The following is an 18147-nucleotide window of genomic DNA, read 5'->3' on the forward strand; positions in this document are numbered from 1 at the left end:
GATGTCGGTCGCGGCCCGTAGTGTGACCGACATGGAACAGCGCACACTCGGACGAACCGGCCGCGACGTCAGCGTCGTCGGCCTCGGCACCTGGCAGCTCGGCGGCGACTGGGGCGACGTTCCCGAGAGCGATGCGTTCGCGGTGCTTGACGCGTCGAGCGAGGCGGGCGTGACCTTTTTCGACACAGCCGACGTCTATGGCGACGGCCGCAGCGAACAGACGATCGCCAAGTGGCGGCGCAGCAACGAAGACGCCCCGCTCACCATCGCCACCAAGATGGGGCGGCGTGAAGCGCAGGAGGCCGCGAACTACAACCGCACGAACTTCATCGCCTGGGTCGACCGGTCACGCCGCAACCTGGGCATGGACACCCTCGATCTCGTCCAGCTGCACTGCCCGCCGACCCCCGTCTTCTCGAGCGACGCCGTCTACGACGCCCTCGACGAGCTGGTCGAGCGGCAGATGATCGCGGCCTACGGCGTCAGCGTCGAAGAGACTGCGCAGGCGCTCAAGGCGATCGAGAGGCCGCACCTCGCCACGGTGCAGATCATCCTGAACGCGTTCCGGCTCAAGCCGCTCGACGAGGTGCTGCCGGCGGCCGTCGAATCCGGCGTCGGCATCATCGCCCGAGTGCCTCTTGCCAGTGGTCTGCTGAGCGGCAAATACACCGCCGAGACGCAGTTCGCGCCGAACGACCACCGTTCGTTCAACCGTCACGGCGAGGCCTTCGACCAGGGCGAGACCTTCTCCGGCGTCGACTTCGAGACCGGCGTCGAGGCCGCGCTCGCGTTCGCCGAATTCGTACCCGAGGGCGTCACGACCGCGCAGGCGGCTCTCAAGTGGATCATCGAGCAGCCCGGAGTCACCACCGTCATTCCCGGGGCCCGCAACGTCGAGCAGGCGCGCTCCAACGCCGAAGCCGGTCAGGTCTTCGACCTCGGCGAAGAGTTCCACGATCGCGCCGAGCGGCTCTACGACCGGTACTTCCGGGCGGCCGTGCACCACCGCTGGTGAGCGAGGCGCCCTCCAAGTCGGGTGGGGCGGGCGGTGGGCCGGATCCTTCGTCGGGTCTCACCGGCTACCGCGAACTGCTCGGGCCCGTCGACCGCCGCGCGCTGTTCGCCGCCGGGGTGGTCGCGCGTGTGCCCTTGGCGATCGTCGGCTACAGCGTGCTGTTCTTCGTGCAGGCGTATTCGGGTTCGTTCGCCGCAGCGGGGTTCGCGTCTGGGCTCGCGATAGCGGCGATGGCTGTCGTCAGCCCGCTCTTCGGGCGGATCGCCGACCGACGCGGTCAGCGCGGGGCGCTCATAGTGGCGGCGGTCGCTCACCCCGTGATGGTGGCGCTCCTCATCTGCCTCGGCGTCTGGCGCGCGCCCACCGCGCTCGTCTGCGTGGTCGTGGTGTGCGTCGGCGGGTCCATCGCGCCGGTCGGCGCCTTCATGCGGGCGCGCTGGTCGGGGCAGCTCGGCGCCACCCCGCTCCTGCAGGTCGCGTTCTCGCTCGAGGCCATCGCCGACGAGCTCGTCTGGGTCTTCGGCCCCGCTCTCGCCGCACTCGTCGCCGGCACCATCAGCCCGTCGGCCGGCCTCGTGCTGTCGGCCCTGTTCGGAACGGCCGGCGCAATCTGGCTGCTGCGCGGTGCCGACGTGGCCGTCATCCCGCCTCCTGCGAGTGGCCCTCGGCACACCTTCCGGCCCTGGCGTTCGCGCCGTCTCGTCGGCGTTCTGCTCGCCAATGCCGCCGTCGGCGTCATCTTCGGCGTCAACGACGTCACGGTCGTCTCGTGGACGACGAGCATCGGGGCACCCCAGATCGCCGGGCTGGTGCTCACCGCCTACTCGATCGGCAGCGTCACCGGCGGCTTCTTGATGGGGCTCGTTCCGGGCAGGATCCCGGCCTACCGCCTCTTCGTCGTCTCGTCGCTCGCGCTCGGGGTCTTCTGGGGTGCGCTCTCGCTTGCACCAAACCCCTACTGGCTGTTTCCCATCGGCCTGTTCGCCGGTGCCACCATCACGCCGTTCACCATCTCGACCAATCGGGTGGTGCACGACGCGGTGTCTCCGACGGTCTTCACCGAGGCGCTGGCGTGGGTGTCGGCGTTCGTCGTCGGGGCCATGGCCTTCGGGTCGTTCATCGGCGGGGTGGTCGACGAAGCCGGGCCGCCCGACGCCGGTTTCGGGGTCGTTGCAGCCCTGTCGCCGCTACCGGTCGTGGTGGCGCTTGTTGCAGGTGTCCGGTGGCACCGGCGGCGCCGGGTCGAGGGGCTGCCGGTAGGCGGATCCTGAGCTGTGAGACCTCACAATCGACCACCGAATCCGATATAAAGAGGTCGATTCTGAGGTCTCGCGAGCCGGATCGGGTGTGTGAGGCGGCAGCCGTGGCGTCGAGGGGCTCGGCCGGGTTGCGCGGGGCGCCCCTCTCCTGGGAGTGTTCCTCTGATGACCGATTCAGCGATGCAGCAGCCCATCCTCGTGATCATGGGGGTCTCCGGCTCCGGTAAGTCGACGGTCGCCGAGGCGCTGTCCACTGAGCTCGGCTGGGACTTCGCCGAGGGCGACGCAATGCACCCGCAGTCGAACATCGACAAGATGGCGGCCGGCATTCCCCTCGACGACGACGATCGGTGGCCGTGGCTCGACAAGGTCGCGGCGTGGATCCGAGGGCACACCGAACACGGTCGCCCGGGCATCGTCACGTGCTCGGCGCTCAAGCACGCCTATCGCGACGTACTGAGGGGGCCCGACGTCGTTTTCGTTCACCTGCGGGGCGAGGCCGAGCTGATTGGCGAGCGAATCTCGCACCGCACCGGCCACTTCATGCCGTCGACCCTGCTCGCCTCGCAGCTCGCAACCCTCGAACCCCTCGGCGACGACGAACAGCACATCGTCGTCGACGCGGGGCGCGAGCCAGCGGTCGAGGTGGCCGACATCATCCGCAAGCTCGGTCTTTCGCCCGTCGCGCAGGGGTAGTCCCCCACGCCTTCGATCCCTTCAGGTGCGGGGGAGTTATCTGTCTGCATGGCACAGAAATGGATCGTCTCGACCTTCGGCTCTCTCGACGGTCTCGAGCTCATCGTCGTCGACCCGCCCGCACCGAAAGCGGACGAGGTCACCATCCAGGTCAAGGCCGTGGGTATGAACCCCGTCGACGTGAAGACCGTCCTGACCGCCGAGGATCCCGGTTCGCTCATGACGCCCCTCGGCTTCGAAGTCGCGGGAATCATCACCGCCGCCGGGGCCGACGCCCCGTTCGCACCGGGTGACGAGGTCATCGCGTTTCGGGTGACCGGCGGGTATGCCACCGAGCTCACGGTGCCCGCAAAAGACGTCTTCGCCAAGCCCGAGTCGCTCGGCTGGCCGGAGGCCGCGAACCTGCTGCTCGCCGGGGCGACCGCCGCCGAGATGCTGCACGTCACCGGTGCGAAGGCGGGCGAGACGATCCTCGTGCACGGGGCGTCGGGAGCTGTCGGCGTGAGCGTGCTGCAGCAGGCGGCACTCTGGGGCATCCGTTGCATCGGCACAGCGTCCGAGCGCACTTTCGGCGTCGTCGAAGAGTTCGACGCGACCGGCGTCGTCTATGGCGACGGGCTCGAGGAGCGCGTTCGGTCGCTCGCCCCCGACGGCATCGCCGCCGCACTCGACTGCGTCGGCACCGACGAGGCGATCGACGTATCGCTCGCACTGGTCGAGGATCGCGGGCGCATCGTCAGCATCGCGGCGTTCGGGCGGGCAGAGCGCGACGGCTACCGCGTCATCGGCGGAGCGATGCCCGAGAGTGCGCGGTATCGCGACGAGATCCGGTCGTCGCTGGTGGCGCTCGCCGGCAAGGGCGACCTCGTGGTGCCGGTCGCGAAGACGTTCCCGTTCGCCGAGGCGCCGGCCGCGTTGGAGCTGCTCGCGACGGGCCACCCGGGCGGCAAGCTCGCGCTCGTCCCCTAGGGCGTCTGCCGAGATGCGTGGGCCTGACCGTGATACGTCGTGCGGACAGGCAGACGTGCCGCGGCGCGTTGGCGTGACCGCGATACGTCGTGCGGCGGGCCGGGCAACGCCCCGGTCAGGCGGGGTGCACCTCGGCGAGGAACGCGTTCACGTCGCCGAGCTCCTCCTGCGAAATGCCGTGCGTGAGGCCCGGGTACACCGAGAGCGTCGCACCCGGCACGTTCGTCTGGAGCCACTGCTCAGTGCGCTCCACGGCATCGGCCGGGATGATCGGGTCGGCATCGCCCCGACCGTAGAAGACCCGAGGATCCGAGGCGGCCACCGCTGCATCGACCGCCGTATCGGCGCCGGGCACAACGAACCCCGCAAGCACCACCGCGAAGTCGAAGAAGCCGGGGCGGCGGCGGAGAAGCTGCAGCGAGAGCGAGCCGCCCTGCGAGAAGCCGAGGAGACCGACCGTCGGATGCGCGTCGGCCAGCGAGTCGACGTAGGCCAGCACGGCGTCGGCAGCGGCATCGACCGGTGCCGGGTCGGGTGCGCCCGGCAGCGACAGCGGGTACCACGACCAGGCGCCGCCGGCCGGGCCCTGGGGCCACGGGAGCGGCGCGCGCAGGGAGGCGTAGACGAATTCGGGCGAAAGGTGCGGTGCGAGGCCGATCAGGTCGCCCTCATGTGAGCCGACTCCGTGCAGGAGCAGCACGAGCGGCTTGCCGCGGCGCTCCTCTTCAGGGAGGGACCACTGGACGGCGGAGGGATCGATCGAGACCATTGCTCCAGCGTAGTGACGCCCCGCTACCCTGGTGCGACTCGATCACACCGCACCACCCAAGGGGAACCCATGAACTCGACGCTCGCCCTCCTGCTCGCCACGACGGATCCTTCGGTCTCTTATTCGCCGACAACCAACGCGGCGGCCTCGCCCGGCGGCCTGCTCTTCACGGTTCTGACGATCATCGGGCTCTGGGTGACCTTCAAGAAGGCGGGCCTGCACGGTTGGGCCGCGATCATCCCGTTCTACAACGCCTACACACTGGTGAAGCTGTCGGGGCGCAACGGCTGGCTCTTTCTACTGTTCATCATTCCCCTCGTGAACATCGTCTTCGCCATCATCGTCGCGCTCGGTGTCGGACGGGTCTTCGGCAAGGGAGGCGTCTTCAGCTTCTTCCTGCTGTTCCTGCTCCCGTTCATCGGCTATCTGATCCTCGGCTTCGGCAGCGCGCAGCCGAACCGCAACACGAAGGGGTACTAGCCCCGAATAGCCAGGCCCGACCGGTAAGAATGGCGCATGGCTTCCGTTCAGACTCCCGACCCCAACTCCGGCTGGCTCTCCGAGGAGGAGCTGTTCCAGATCCGGCAGCGCCTCCCGATCCTGTACGTCGAGGCGGTACCCGTTCGCATCGACGGGCAGGGGGTCGTCACCGAGGTGGGCGTGCTGCTGCGTGCCGACAGCGAGGGCACGATGACGCGGATGCTCGTCTCCGGGCGCGTCATGTACGGCGAGTCGCTCCGCACCGCACTGTTCCGCCACCTCGAGAAAGACCTCGGGCCGATGGCCTTTCCGCAGCTCCCGCCGTCGCCGGTGCCGTTCTCCGTCGCCGAGTACTTCCCGTTCCCGGGGGCCTCGGTCTACACGGATGAGCGCCAGCACGCCGTGTCGCTCGCCTACGTCGTGCCCGTCACCGGCACCTGCGAACCGCGCCAGGACGCCCTCGAGATCACCTGGATGAGCCCCCAGACCGCCGCGAGTGCCGAGGTCGCGGCCGAGATGGAGGGTGGACGCGGTGCTCTGCTGCGGACTGCGCTCGCGTCGGTCGGTGCGCTGACGTAGCTCGCACTTCTGCGGCGTGTGCCCGCTCGGGCCGGGTCTCTGAGTCGGCGGGTGTTTTCGAGAGTGGGCGGGTGCTGGAGCACCCGCCCACTCCGCGTAACACCCGCCGACTCACGGGCGGCACCCGCCCACCCGCGCCAGCACAGCGCGGCCGCCCGTACCCCGAGCCGGTTCGGTGTCGGCGGCTCGGCGTACTGTCCAAGGTGTGCCCCACGACGACCGCCCCACACTCTTCTGCCTCCACGCGCTCGGCTCCAGCGCTCGTGAATTCGACGCTCTGCGAGAGCTGCTCGCCGACGACTTCGACGTCGTCGGCATCGACCTGCCCGGCTTCGGCGAGGCGTCGGCCGCCACCGGCACGAGTGTCGACGAGATGGTCGGCCACGTCGTCCGTAAGATCCGGCGCCACGGCTCCACGCGTTTTGTGCTCGTCGGGCACAGCATGGGCGGCAAGATCGCGAGCCTCGTCGCCGCGCGCACTCTCGACGGCAGCTCGGGGCTCTTCGGCCTCGCCGGTGTCGTGCTCCTCGCGGGCTCACCGCCCTCGCCCGAGCCGATGGGCGACGACGCCCGAGCGCAGATGCTCTCGTGGGCCCGGGCGGGCATCTCGGGCGACGGCCACCTCGCGACCGCCGACGCGCGCACGTTCATCGACGACAATGTCGGCGCACCGCTGAGCCCCGAAAACGACGACCGCGCCCTCAGCGATGTGCTGCGCTCGGCGGCGGAGGCGTGGCTGGCCTGGTTCGAACGCGGCAGTCTGGAAGACCGAGCGGCGGAGGTCGGGATCCTCGATGTTCCTGCCCTGATCGTCGCCGGCGGGTCTGACGGGCCCCTCGGCGAGGCCGGCCAGCGCGAGCACAACCTGCCGATGTACCCGCGGGCAACGCTTGAGGTGCTAGCCGGTGCGGGCCACCTGCTGCCGCTCGAACGACCCGACGAGCTGGCCGACCTGATCCGCGTGTTCTGGCGCGAACGCGTGGGCTCGGGGCCGTTCGTCTCACCGGGATTCGGCCGCGTCATCGGGTCGGGCCGCACGAGCTCGCAGACGCGCGCGATCCTGGCCGGACGGGCCCTGCCCGACGACCCCGACTACACCCCGCAGGTGCTCGACGCCGCGCAGTTCGCGACGCTGCGCCTGGTCGCCGAGCGGGTGGTGCCACAGGGCCCCGCCCCCTTTGACATCGCCGGTCGCGTCGATGCCGCGCTCGCTCGAGGCGTGAGCGACGGGTGGCGCAATGCCGCCCTGCCGCCCGACCAGGAGGCCTACCGGCTAGGGCTCGACGCACTCGACGATTTCGCGACCCTCGACGACGAGGCAAAAGACTCAAGGATCCAGGCCATCGTCGATCAGCAGTACGCCCCTCGGGCCGGCACCCTCACCGCCGAGCAGATGACGCTCTGGTTCGAAGACTGCCGCGTCGACCTCACCCGCACCTGGCTGGCCCACCCGGCCACGATGGAGCGCATCGGTTTCGACGGATTCGCCAACGGAGGCGACGTGATTCGCATCCAGGGATTCACCGAGCTGGGCGCCGATCGCCGCGAAGCCTGGGAGCCGGCGATGCCAGGCCCTTCCGCTCGCGACACCGGAGCCAGCACCACCGAAACCACCGACACCGGCATCACCGACACCGGCATCACCGACACCGAGAAGGAGACCGTTCGATGAGGCTCGACGGAATGCGCACCTACGACGACTCCGAGGTCGTCGACGCCGTCGTGATCGGCACCGGTGCCGGCGGGGCGCCGATCCTCGCTTCGCTCGCCTCGCGCGGGCTCCGAGTCGTCGCCCTCGAGGCGGGCGCCAACTTCGACGCGTCGAAGTACACCTCCGATGAGACCGAGGCGGTCGCCATCAACTGGATGGAGGAGCGCCTCAGCGACGGCGAGAACCCGACCGCGTTCGGGCAGAACAACAGCGGCAAGGGCGTCGGCGGCTCCACGTTGCACTGGGGAGCGTTCACGCCCCGGCCCGACGCCCGCGATCTCAAGCTCAAGACCGACTCCGGCCTGGGCGAAGACTGGCCCATCGACCCCGACGAGCTGACCGGCTACATCGAGAAGGTCGAGAAGTTCGTCGGTGTCGCCGGCCCCGCGCACTATCCGTGGGATCCCACCCGCCGCTACGACCTGCCGCCGGTCGCGCGGAACGCGTCGTCCGACATGATGATCCGCGGTTGCGAGGCCGTCGGCATCACCGCCACCGACGGGCCCGCCGCCCTCGTCACACGCGACTGGCATCAGCCCGAACACGGTGTGCGACCCGCCTGCGCCAACTGCGGAAGCTGTCACCAGGGCTGCCGCTCGGGCGCCAAAGTCAGCATGGACACCACGTATCTGCCGCTCGCCGTCGCGAAGGGTGCCGAGATCCGCGCCGATTCGATGGTGCACGGGATCGAGCTCGATGCGTCCGGGCGCGTGTCCGCCGTGGTCTACACGCGCAATGGCATCGAGCACCGCCAGCGCACGAAGGCGCTCTTCCTCTGTGCCGGAGGGGTCGAGACGCCTCGACTGCTGCTGCACACCGGCCTCGCCAACTCGAGCGACCAGGTCGGCCGCAATTACATGGCGCACGGCGCGACGCAGGTGTGGGGCAAATTCCCCACCGAGATGCGCAGCCACCGCGGCTACCCGTCGTCGATCATCACCGAAGACACCGTGAGGCCGGCCGACGCCGACTTCGCCGGGGGCTACCTCATTCAGAGCCTCGGCGTCGTACCGCTGACCCTGTCGACGACCCTCGCGCGTGGCGGCGGGCTGTGGGGCCGCGACATGGTCGACATGATGGACTCCTACCGGTACATGGCCGGCGTGGGCATCAACGCCGAGTGCCTGCCGCACGAAGACAACCGGCTCACTCTCACCGACGAGCTCGACGACTTCGGCATTCCGAAGGCGCGCATCTCGTTCACCGCGCACGACAACGAAGACGCGATCGAGAAGCACGCGATCCGCACCATGACCTCGATCGTCGAAGCCGCCGGCGCCACGTCGACGACCGTGCTGGCGCGCACCGCCCACACGATCGGCACCGCGCGCATGGGCACGTCGGCCGACAGCGCCGTGGTCGACGCCGACGGGCGCAGCTTCGACATTCCGAACCTGTGGATCGCCGACAACTCGGTGTTCCCGAGCGCCGTCATCGCGAACCCGGCGCTGGCGATCATGGCCCTGGCGCTGCGGACGGCCGATCGCTTCGTCGCTGCGGGGGCGTAACCGCCCGTTACCGCCCACAATGCGGACTCCGCACCACGCTCATCTGTGGTGCCGAGTCCGCATCGTGGGCTTCAGCGGCGGCGGCGGGGCGGAGCCCCGGATCCTGGTATCTTCGGTCAACGCCTCCGATCACGAGCGTCGACCCGTCGCTCGGGGGTGGGTCTGAGCGGCGCGAACACAGCCAGGCCCACGCCGAAAGACGACCCGACCGATGAAGAAATCCCGGGCTCTCGCCCTCAAGGCGGTCGCTGTTCCGGCCGTCGTCCTGATCAGTATGGGAGGCGGCCTGCTGGTCAGCGCGCCCGCCCTGGCTGCAGGCACGAACACGACGGCGCCTGCGGCCGCCGCGGCGACATCAGCGCCTGCGACCGCCGCCCCGACGCCAGCCGCAGCGCCAGCACCGACCGCGACAGCCACCCCGATGGCCTCAGCCGCGCCCACCCCGGCCACCAAGCTCCCCACCGACCTCACGGTGACGTCGCCCGCGGGCATCTCGGACGACTACGACTCCGACGACGCCATCGTCGTCGACAGCCGCACCGTCGTCTTTGCCGGCAAGGCCCCCGTCGGCGCGAAAATCGCCATCACCGACATCGACGACAACGACCTCGGCACCGCCGTCAGTGACTCGGCGGGCAAATGGACGGTCTCGGTCACCTACGCCGACGACCTCGCCTACAACCAGTACGTCTTCATCGATGGCACGTCGCGCAGGGGCGGCGAGCTCACGTCGTACTTCGCGAACCTCAACCTGCCCGCTGCCTCGAGCGTCACTCCCGTGATCACCTCGCCCGCAGACGGCGAGAGCCTGGCCGTAGCCCCGGCGCCGTTCAATGAGGGCGCGCTCGTGACCTTCACCGGAACGGCCACCCCCGGCGACTACGTCTCCGTGACACCGGTCGACGGCGACGCCGACGAGTCCTTCACGTTCCCCGTGCTCGTGAAGAAAGACGGCACCTGGTCGCAGTCGATCCTCTCGCCCTACGGCACGAAGGCGTTCACCGCGGGTGCCCAGGCCTTCGACGTCGACGGTCAGGGAATCACCTACCCGTCCGATCCCTCGGCCACGGTCTCCGTCGACCTCACCACGCCGGCCGGTTTCATCGCCGCACCGCGCATCACGAGCCCGTCCGATCCCGATTCGCTCTTCTCGTCGTCTGAGGGCGAGGTGACCTACTCGGGATCGTCCGTCCCCGTCGAATCGGCCGCAAAGGCCCCGCTTCTCGAGACACAGTCCGGTTCGTCGACAACGACCGAAGGATCCGCCACGGCCGCCACCGCAGCCGACACTCTGGGGCGGGTCAAGGCCGCTGCGGCAGCCCGCGGCATCACCGTCTCGGCGGAGTCTCTCGCCGCTGATGCAGCCGTCCCCGTCGAGGCCTCGGCGGTTGCCTCCGCTGCGGCTGCTGCCGGAGATGCGACGGCCGACGCTCCCGCCGCCTCGGGTGACGGCGACGCTGCTGCCCAAGCGCCCGCTGCCGAAGCGCCCGCTGCCGAAGCGCCCGCTGCCGAAGCGCCCGCTGCCGAAGCGCCCGCCGCCGGAGACGAACTGACCTACCCCGGCCCCGGCGTCGTCCTGACCCCGGCGCAGGCGAAGCTCCTTCTCGACGAGTTCGACGAGATCGTCGCCGGCAGTGGCATTCAGGTCAAGGGCCAGCCCGACCCCACCGAGCCGGGCAAGCTGCTGGTGACCGTGTCGGGCACCGGAACCGCTGGCCAGGGCATCCAGCTCTACGCCGCGAAGCCGTCGGTCGCCTACCCGTACTTCCAGGGTCTCTACCCCGACTACTTCGCGCAGAGCTTCCTGTTGCCGAACGTGCCCGAGTCGACCGTTCCGGCCTATGACGGCAGCGTGACGGTCGGTGCCGACGGGAAGTGGTCGACGACGCTCGCACTCGCCAAGGGCGCGTACTTCGTGACGGCGTTCGCTGTCGACAAGGCCGATCCGGCCGCGTTGCGGTACTCGGCTGCCGGAGACGTCATCGCGATCAACCTGACCGGCACGCCCGCCGTTGCCGTTGCCGCGGCCACGCCCGGCACCCAGCTCGCATTCACCGGCTCCGACGTCGAGGGCTCGCTCTGGGCAGCGCTCGCGTTGCTCGGCGGTGGCGTTGCCGCGATGCTCGCCGCGTCGGTTCGTCGCCGGGGTCGCTCGATCCGCTGACTCGGCAGGGCCCGGAGCCCGACCGCAAAAACGTCACCCGACCGCGAATAAACGCGGTCCGGTGACGTTTTTGCGTTCGTTGGTGGCGGAGCGTAGCCCCGGACCGCGTCCGGCAACGACCGGCGCCGCGTCAGCTCGTGCGCGGCGCCTTGCCGGGGACGACCTTCGCCGTGTCGGCCACGTCGATGCGAGTCGTGCCGTCGGGGGCCTCCGATTTCGTGATGCGCGGCGCGGCATCGCTCTCGTCGGATTTGGGCGCCCGCGTCAGCTGGTCGTGACGCTTCTCGTCGAAGGTCATCTCGTCGTCGGAAGTCATGCCTCGACGTTACGCCGCGGTGCCCCAGAACGGGGCATATCGCCGGAACCCCGGCCCTGGTTATCTGGTTCTCGTGCCAGAACTTTCCACCCCCTCGCCTTCCTTCGTCGACCCCCTCAACGCCGCCACCGAACTGCGCATCGCGATCATCCACGCCGCGATGGAGGTCTTCCGGGTCACCACGTTCCACGAAGCCTCCCTCGAGGTCGTCGCAGAGGCCGCGGGGTTGCCGCTCGAGAGGGTTCAGTCGCAGTTCCCGACCTGGGACAGCCTCGTGCTCTCGACAGTCGACCGGTGGAACGCCGAGCGGATGGCGCCGCTGCGGGGCGTCTCGGCTTCGCACGGGACGGTCGCGTTCCTCCGCGGCATCGTTCAGGCCAACATCGACGACCCCGCGCTGATGCGGCTTCTCACGTCGCTCCTCGGCATTGCCGCAACTCCCGGGCACCCGATGGCGCCGCTACTCCATCAGGACTGGCACCGCTTCCACAGCATGGTGCAGGCGAGCCTGGCCCGCGACGTCGAGATGGGTCGTGAACCCGAGACGATGGATCCTACGCGCGGAGCTGAACAGCTCATCGCGCTCTACGAGGGGTTGCAGTTGCAGTCGATGGTGCGGCCCCGCATGGATCTGCTTGACGCCTACGACCGTGCCGTCACGCGGCTCCGCCACGGGTGGAAGCGCGCGTACGTCGCGCCGGTCTGGAACCTCGACTCCTGACGAAGGCCCAGTCGGGTCAGCTGGGTCACGTCAGGCGGGTCGGGTCGGGTCGGGTCGGGTCGGGTCGGGCAGGTCGGGTCAGTCAAGTCGCGTCTCGAACCGCGAGTCGTCGTCGGCCACGACGACGCCCACGACGCGCGTGCCGGCGGGAACCTCACGTTCGGCTACGGCCAATGCCCCCGCGCGCGTGCCAGCCGTGCCCTCGGCGTGGTGGACGCCGCCGATGTCGCCCTCGTAGAGCATGGTCGCTCGGTAAGTCACGGTGATCCGTCCTGATCCGTCAAAGCGGGTTGGAGCACAACGGTAGGCCGACGCGATCGTGGTCGACCCAGGTCGTACCCCGTTCCGGGCGGGGCGACTCGGCGACACCCGTTGTCGTCTGAAAGTCGGCTGCTCTCGACACCCGGATTGGGGGACAGCACGGTGTCCTCATTTCTGCCACTCTGGTGTCACACCCGCACCACGGCTCGGCCCCCATCCCGGGCAGAACCGTCTCGTCACTCGACATGATCGCTTGAACCTCCCATGACCCGCGCATCCCACCTCCCCGCCTGGATCCTCCAGGCTCTTTACCTGGCGGCCCGTCCGCTGCTGTTCATCCACTTCGTGATCTACTCGCACACGGTAAGCAAGGGGATCTTCCCCGACGGCGATCCTGCACCGGCTCGACCCGGGCCCGACCCGGTCCGCTTCCTCTTCGTCGGCGACATCGCGGTCAGTGGGTTCGGAGTTCTGCACGACGGGATGGCCGTTCCGGCGCAGGCAACGGCCTGCTTCGCTTCCGAGACCACCCGGGGTGCCTCCTGGCACGCGGTGGGCACGCCGAGTCTCCGGGCGGTCCGGGCCGAACGGCTCCTCCCGCAACTAGACGCCTTCGACGTCGCCGTCGTCATGCTCGGCATCCCCGACGTTCTGCTCATCACGCGCAGCACCGACTGGGGTGACGACCTCGAACGACTCGTCGTAGCAATCCGCGCGCGCTACGGCTCCGACACCCGCGTCGTTCTCGCAGGCATCCCACCCATGCAGGATTTCCGGCCGATTGCCCCCGCCGGACGTGCCGTCATCGCCGCCCAGATCGCCCGTCTCAACCGCGAATCGGAGCGGGTGGCGAGTGCGCTGGGCGCCGAGTTCGTCCCCTTTCCGTCGTGGCGCGTCAGCGAGATGCTCCACGAGCAGGTCTTTTCGTTCTCCACCATGCACCGCATGTGGGCTCAGGCGCTGGCCCCGGCCATGGTTCGGGCCGCCAGCCCCGCGCGTCCCGCCGCACCAGCGCCGCTCGTCTGAGCTTCTAAGCCTCTCCCCAGGCCGGTGAGTGTCCACGATCTGCTGATGCAGCGTGCGTCAGACCAGCAGATCGTGGACACTCACCGCCCCCGGGGCGACAGAACAGCCACCCGGGGGCGACAGAAGAGTCAGGCCTGGGGCGCGACGTGCGACAGGATGTTCCGCCATGACGCGACCAACGCCAGACGGCCGGCGCCCTGCACGCGGATCGTCGTGGCGTCGGGGATCCTGCTCTCGTACCAGTGCCCGTCGTCGACGGTCGCCACCGGGTCGTCGTCGCCGTAGACGAGCTGCACCGACGCGGTGATCGACCCGAGCGACTTCGCCCACGAGTCGTCGTGGATTGCGGCGAGGTCGGTGGCTACGCCGATATCGCCCTGCAGCACGGCTTCCTCGAGCATCAGCTCCAGGCGTGACCGGAGCCCTTGCGCCTCGTAGCCCTCGAGGCCCGCGAGCGTGGGGTCGTCGTCGGCGATGCCGAGGTCGGCAAGGCGCCAGAGTGTCTGCCCGGCCGAGTCGCGGTCGACCGCGCGACCACCCGCGGTCGAGCGGTCTGCGACGGCGGCCGAGAGGGTCTCGATCGATGCGTTCGACTTAACGGGGAGGAACTCGAGGGGGTGGGATCCTCGGCTCTCGGGTTTCGACCGCTTGGGCGACGACGTGCCGACCACGGTGACCCTGTCGACGAGGTCGGGGTGCCGGGCGGCGAACGCCAGCGCCACGCGACCGCCGGTGCCCCAGCCGACGACTCCGACGGCGCCGAAGTCGACGCGCTGCGTCTCGTGCGCCTGGTCTTCGGAGCGGCGCACGTATTCGGCGATGTCGTCTGCGCGATGCTCGAACGTCGCCTCGGAGTCGCTGCTCAGCGGGTCGGAGACACCGTAGCCGGGGCGATCGAGCGAGAGCAGGTGCACGCCCCACGGGCCGGTGACGAGGGGATCAGGATCCAGCCCGCCCGCCCCCGGGGTGGGGTGGCAGAGCACCACGAGTCGCCGGGCACCGGGGTCGCCCGCCGCCGAGATGCCGATGCCACGGCCTGATTCGAGCACGAATTGTCTGTCAGCCATGCCTCTAGGTCACCACGTTTGCCGTCGTTCGGTTCGGCTCGGCACGGCTTTGCGGCAAAGGCACCGTCTTTCGGCGGCGGTTTCGCCGAAAACCGGTCTCGACGCCGTGAAGTGGCATCGCACACGACGAACCCCCGCCGCAGTGAGCGACGGGGGTTCGTTGAGGTGCGGGTGGGTCAGCGGCCGCGGCCACCGGCCGAGCCGCCACGGGGCGAGGATCCGCGCACGAGCGAGCCGACCTTCAGCGAAGCGGGGCGACCGCCGGCCGACGAGGCACGACGCGAGCCGCCACCGTTGCGGTCGGAACCGCCGCGGGGGGCGCCACCCGACTGCTCGGCCGCGAACGCCGCCTGGTCGTTGCGCACGCCGTTGGTGCGGCTGGAGCCGCCGTCGCTCTGAGCGCGGCGGGGCTGACGCTCATCGCGGCGCTCGTCGCGAGCCGTGGCCGCCGAGGTCGAGCCGGAGCCGGACTCGGTCGAGTAGAAGCTCTTGCTGCCGCTGCGGGGAGCGTCGTCGCGACGGCCGTCACGGCCACCGTTGCGCCCACCCTGGGCCGAGCGCCCGCCAGCGGACTGGCCGCGACCGGAGCCGGCACCCTGGCGACGAGCCGAGCCGTCGGATCCTGCGGAGTTGTCGGACGCGGGGCGACCCGAGCGGTCTTTGCGGGCGATCGGCGAGCCGTCAGACGTCTGGCGAGCAGCGCGCTTGCGCTGAGCGTTGGCGCCCTGAGAGCGACCGCCGCCCTGCTGCTCGTGCACACGCTCCGACTTCGGGGCGGGCTTCACGTACGCGGCGACCTCGCCGACGAGAGCCTTGACCTCTTTCGAGTCGGGCTTCACGGCGACCGGGGTGGCCTTGATGTCAGCCTTCTTCATCATCTGAGCGACGTCGCGACGCTGGCTCGGGATGATCAGGGTGACGACGTCGCCCTCGGCGCCGGCACGAGCCGTACGGCCCGAACGGTGCAGGTACGCCTTGTGCTCGGTCGGCGGGTCGACGTGGATCACGAGCTCGATGTCGTCGACGTGCACACCGCGGGCGGCGACGTCGGTGGCGACGAGCACGCGGGCGGTTCCGTCTTGGAACGCGGCCAGGTTGCGGTCACGCTGCGGCTGCGACAGGTTGCCGTGCAGGTCGACCGCGGGGATGCCCGATTCGGTCAGCTGCTTCGCGAGCTTCTTGGCGTGGTGCTTGGTGCGCATGAACAGGATGCGGCGACCCTTGCCCGAGGCGAGCGTGTTGATCAGGGCCTTCTTGGTCTCGACCGACTCGGTCTCGAACACGTGGTGGGTCATCTTCGCGACGGGCGAGTTCGCCTCGTCGACCGAGTGCAGCACCTCGTTGTGGAGGAACTGCTTGACCAGCTTGTCAACGCCGTTGTCGAGCGTCGCGCTGAACAGGAGTCGCTGGCCGTTCTCGGGGGTCGACTTCAGGATCCGGGTCACGCCGGGCAGGAACCCGAGGTCGGCCATGTGATCGGCTTCATCGAGCACGGTCATCTCGATCGCGTCCAGCTTGATGAAGCCCTGCTTCATCAGGTCTTCGAGGCGGCCGGGGCAGGCCACGACGATGTCGACGCCCTGCTTCAGCGCCTGGACCTGGCGGTTCTGCGAGACGCCACCGAAGATCGTGGTGGTGTTCATGCCGTAGGCCGCGGCCATCGGCGCGAGGACGGCGTCGATCTGGGTGGCGAGCTCGCGGGTCGGGGCCAGCACGAGGCCGAGCGGGCGGCCCGGGCGGCGCTTGCCACCGGCGAGCTTGCCGCCGAGACGCGCAGCCATCGGGATGGAGAACGCGAGGGTCTTGCCGGAGCCGGTCTTTCCGCGGCCGAGGACGTCGCGGCCCGAGAGGGTGTCGGGGAGTGTGTCGACCTGGATCGGGAAAGCGGTGGTCTTGCCGTCGGCGAGAAGCGCCTTGACGATCGGGGCCGGAACGCCGAGCTCGGCGAACGTGGTGAGGTTTTCGTCGTCGGTGATGGCGACGTCGGGGGTGGTGAGGGTGTCAGTCACTGGTGCCTTTCGGGCATCGGTTTCGAGCCCCTTCGGCATACGCCTGTCGGTGGCGTAGCTGGACTCGAGATGTGGCGACGGAGCAGTTTTGCTCGATCGTTTCGCCGCAGAGTGAGCTTCGCGAACCCCGGTCTGGCCGGGGTGTGGGAGGGGCGTACTACGACGCAGGGAGCCGATCGGGTCGACTCGCAAGTGGTTCAAGCGTACAGCATGCGCATTTTCGGGTGGTTCTCGGTGCCCTGAGCCTGCAAAATCGGCGGAATGTGCCCGATTCTGTGGTGAACGATTCGAATTCGCAGGCCGAGGGTTCACCAGCCCGAGCAGACTGGCCTCATGCACGTGCAGCTCAAACTCCTCCTCGCCTGCTCGCCCGAAGCGGCAGCCGACGCTCTCGCCAACCCCGAGGTCATGGTCGCGGTCACCAAGCCACTGGTGGTCTATCGGTCGGAGGAGGCGAGTGGGTTCCCGAGGCGCTGGGACGACGTGCCGAGGCGGGTGAGCGCCCGGATCCTTGGGCTCGTCTCACTGGGCACCACCCACGTCGACCTGCGCTGGTACGAGGTCGAGGGCGCACGAATCCAAGAAGACACGGGCCGCGGGGTCACGGGGCAGTTCTCCCGCTTGACGATCAGGCACCGCATGGCGATCTCGCGCGCACCGCATTCGAGCGGCTTGGCTCGGGGAACCCTCTTGCGCGACCGGCTCGAGTTCGACGCGGGGCTGCTCACCCCGGTGCTGTGGCCCGGACTGTGGGTGGTCTGGCAGTGGCGAGGCTGGCGGATGCGGCAGCTCGCCCCCACATGGAGTGCGCCCGCCGACTCGGCGACCGCTCCCGCCGCTGCCACGGGAGAGACGAAGTGACCGACACCCGCACCACCGCCCAGCAGGCCCAGTACGCCCTCGACATCGCGTCGTGGCGGCGCACGATCCACGACACGTATCGCGCGATCCGCGAGGCGACCGACCTCGAGGCGGCGCACGACCTGTGGCGGCGCACCCGCGACGACCTGTTCGCGAACCACCCGTCGACGCCGCTGCTGCCCGAGGATCGCCCCGACTTCACCGGACTCCCGACCAAGCCGTACGACCGCGACTGGCGCTTCGAGGTCGAGATCCAGCCGGCCGACGAGCACCGGATGGTCGTGCCGACCGGCACCGACGGCGACGTACTCTTCGACCGGGTCGGCCTCGTCGACGTGCCCGGTGTCGGATCGCTCGACGTGTGGCGACTCGCGACCTACGGCGGTGGCATCTTCGTACCCGTGAAAGACGCACTCGCGGGCAAGCCCGGTGGCACCTACGGCGGCGGGCGCTACCTGCTCGATACGGTCAAGGGTGCCGACCTCGGACCAGGATCCGCGCCGACCTCGCTCGTGCTCGACTTCAACTTCGCCTACAACCCGAGCTGTGCCTACGACCCGGCCTGGGCGTGCCCGCTGGCTCAGCCGGGCAACACGGTCGCCGTCGACATCCCGGTGGGGGAGCGGTACTCGGGCGCGCACTGACGCCGACGGTTCAGAACTCTGGCAAAAGCGAGCCGCAGCCGCCTCGATGGGCCCGATACAGCCGGTTCTGCCAGAGTTCTGAACGGTCGAGC

Annotated in this window: 18 protein-coding genes; 13 read left to right on the plus strand and 5 right to left on the minus strand. The window is 69.5% G+C overall.

Annotated elements, in window-relative coordinates:
* Nucleotides 1-31 precede the first annotated feature (31 nt).
* From ASF54_RS14715 to ASF54_RS14730, 4 genes are all read left to right on the plus strand, one after another.
* Complete coding sequence (locus ASF54_RS14715) at nucleotides 32-1015, plus strand: aldo/keto reductase (protein WP_055965430.1); 984 nt, start codon at nucleotides 32-34, stop codon at nucleotides 1013-1015.
* Entirely contained in the window at nucleotides 1012-2286 is a 1275-nt protein-coding gene (locus tag ASF54_RS14720; protein WP_055964751.1) for an MFS transporter, read from the plus strand. The genes ASF54_RS14715 and ASF54_RS14720 overlap by 4 nt, the downstream gene beginning before the upstream one ends.
* Before the next feature lie 153 nt (nucleotides 2287-2439).
* Nucleotides 2440-2970 carry a gluconokinase gene (locus ASF54_RS14725; RefSeq protein WP_055964754.1) on the plus strand — a complete coding sequence of 177 codons (531 nt, stop codon included), beginning with the start codon at nucleotides 2440-2442 and terminating at the stop codon, nucleotides 2968-2970.
* 48 nt (nucleotides 2971-3018) lie between these two features.
* The gene (locus ASF54_RS14730; RefSeq protein ID WP_055964757.1) at nucleotides 3019-3939 is read left to right on the plus strand and encodes a quinone oxidoreductase family protein; all 921 of its coding nucleotides are present in this window, start codon (nucleotides 3019-3021) and stop codon (nucleotides 3937-3939) included.
* Nucleotides 3940-4054: 115 nt separating this feature from the next.
* Here the strand turns inward: ASF54_RS14730 and ASF54_RS14735 are convergent, their stop codons facing one another.
* Nucleotides 4055-4708, minus strand: coding sequence for an alpha/beta hydrolase (locus tag ASF54_RS14735; RefSeq protein ID WP_055964759.1), 654 nt, complete (start codon nucleotides 4706-4708; stop codon nucleotides 4055-4057).
* Nucleotides 4709-4777: 69 nt separating this feature from the next.
* On the opposite strand from ASF54_RS14735, the gene ASF54_RS14740 reads away from it, so the two are divergent.
* From ASF54_RS14740 to ASF54_RS14760, 5 genes are all read left to right on the plus strand, one after another.
* Nucleotides 4778-5188 (plus strand): DUF5684 domain-containing protein, encoded by a 411-nt coding sequence (locus ASF54_RS14740; RefSeq protein ID WP_200919633.1) that lies wholly within the window; start codon nucleotides 4778-4780, stop codon nucleotides 5186-5188.
* 36 nt (nucleotides 5189-5224) lie between these two features.
* Nucleotides 5225-5767 (plus strand): NUDIX hydrolase family protein, encoded by a 543-nt coding sequence (locus tag ASF54_RS14745; RefSeq protein ID WP_055964762.1) that lies wholly within the window; start codon nucleotides 5225-5227, stop codon nucleotides 5765-5767.
* Nucleotides 5768-5972: 205 nt separating this feature from the next.
* Nucleotides 5973-7439 (plus strand): alpha/beta hydrolase, encoded by a 1467-nt coding sequence (locus ASF54_RS14750; RefSeq protein ID WP_055964765.1) that lies wholly within the window; start codon nucleotides 5973-5975, stop codon nucleotides 7437-7439.
* Nucleotides 7436-8986, plus strand: coding sequence for a GMC family oxidoreductase (locus ASF54_RS14755; RefSeq protein ID WP_055964768.1), 1551 nt, complete (start codon nucleotides 7436-7438; stop codon nucleotides 8984-8986). The genes ASF54_RS14750 and ASF54_RS14755 overlap by 4 nt, the downstream gene beginning before the upstream one ends.
* Nucleotides 8987-9197: 211 nt before the next feature.
* Nucleotides 9198-11150: a hypothetical protein gene (locus tag ASF54_RS14760; RefSeq protein ID WP_055964771.1), complete on the plus strand. Its 1953-nt coding sequence runs from the start codon at nucleotides 9198-9200 to the stop codon at nucleotides 11148-11150.
* Between the two features lie 130 nt (nucleotides 11151-11280).
* Here the strand turns inward: ASF54_RS14760 and ASF54_RS14765 are convergent, their stop codons facing one another.
* On the minus strand, nucleotides 11281-11466 hold the full coding sequence (locus ASF54_RS14765) for a hypothetical protein (RefSeq protein ID WP_055964774.1): 186 nt from the start codon (nucleotides 11464-11466) through the stop codon (nucleotides 11281-11283).
* Nucleotides 11467-11539: 73 nt separating this feature from the next.
* Here ASF54_RS14765 and ASF54_RS14770 point away from each other — a divergent pair, with 73 nt between their 5' ends.
* Nucleotides 11540-12187, plus strand: a complete 648-nt coding sequence (locus ASF54_RS14770) for a TetR/AcrR family transcriptional regulator (RefSeq protein WP_055964776.1) — start codon at nucleotides 11540-11542, stop codon at nucleotides 12185-12187.
* Nucleotides 12188-12265: 78 nt separating this feature from the next.
* Here the strand turns inward: ASF54_RS14770 and ASF54_RS16565 are convergent, their stop codons facing one another.
* A complete protein-coding gene (locus ASF54_RS16565) occupies nucleotides 12266-12448 on the minus strand; it encodes a hypothetical protein (RefSeq protein WP_157510221.1) in 183 nt (60 codons plus the stop codon).
* 264 nt (nucleotides 12449-12712) lie between these two features.
* Here ASF54_RS16565 and ASF54_RS14775 point away from each other — a divergent pair, with 264 nt between their 5' ends.
* Entirely contained in the window at nucleotides 12713-13474 is a 762-nt protein-coding gene (locus ASF54_RS14775) for a GDSL-type esterase/lipase family protein (protein WP_055964779.1), read from the plus strand.
* Nucleotides 13475-13602: 128 nt separating this feature from the next.
* On the opposite strand, the gene ASF54_RS14780 is transcribed toward ASF54_RS14775, so the two are convergent.
* Complete coding sequence (locus tag ASF54_RS14780) at nucleotides 13603-14541, minus strand: alpha/beta hydrolase (RefSeq protein WP_055964782.1); 939 nt, start codon at nucleotides 14539-14541, stop codon at nucleotides 13603-13605.
* A 176-nt stretch (nucleotides 14542-14717) separates the two neighbouring features.
* The gene (locus ASF54_RS14785) at nucleotides 14718-16550 is read right to left on the minus strand and encodes a DEAD/DEAH box helicase (RefSeq protein WP_235481101.1); all 1833 of its coding nucleotides are present in this window, start codon (nucleotides 16548-16550) and stop codon (nucleotides 14718-14720) included.
* Between the two features lie 333 nt (nucleotides 16551-16883).
* Here ASF54_RS14785 and ASF54_RS14790 point away from each other — a divergent pair, with 333 nt between their 5' ends.
* The gene (locus ASF54_RS14790; RefSeq protein WP_055964785.1) at nucleotides 16884-17411 is read left to right on the plus strand and encodes a hypothetical protein; all 528 of its coding nucleotides are present in this window, start codon (nucleotides 16884-16886) and stop codon (nucleotides 17409-17411) included.
* A complete protein-coding gene (locus ASF54_RS14795) occupies nucleotides 17408-18055 on the plus strand; it encodes a DUF1684 domain-containing protein (RefSeq protein ID WP_055964789.1) in 648 nt (215 codons plus the stop codon). Before ASF54_RS14790 ends, ASF54_RS14795 begins: the two co-directional genes overlap by 4 nt.
* Nucleotides 18056-18147: the final 92 nt, after the last annotated feature.

The sequence above is a fragment of the Frondihabitans sp. Leaf304 genome, assembly GCF_001423105.1.
Taxonomy (GTDB): Bacteria; Actinomycetota; Actinomycetes; order Actinomycetales; family Microbacteriaceae; genus Frondihabitans.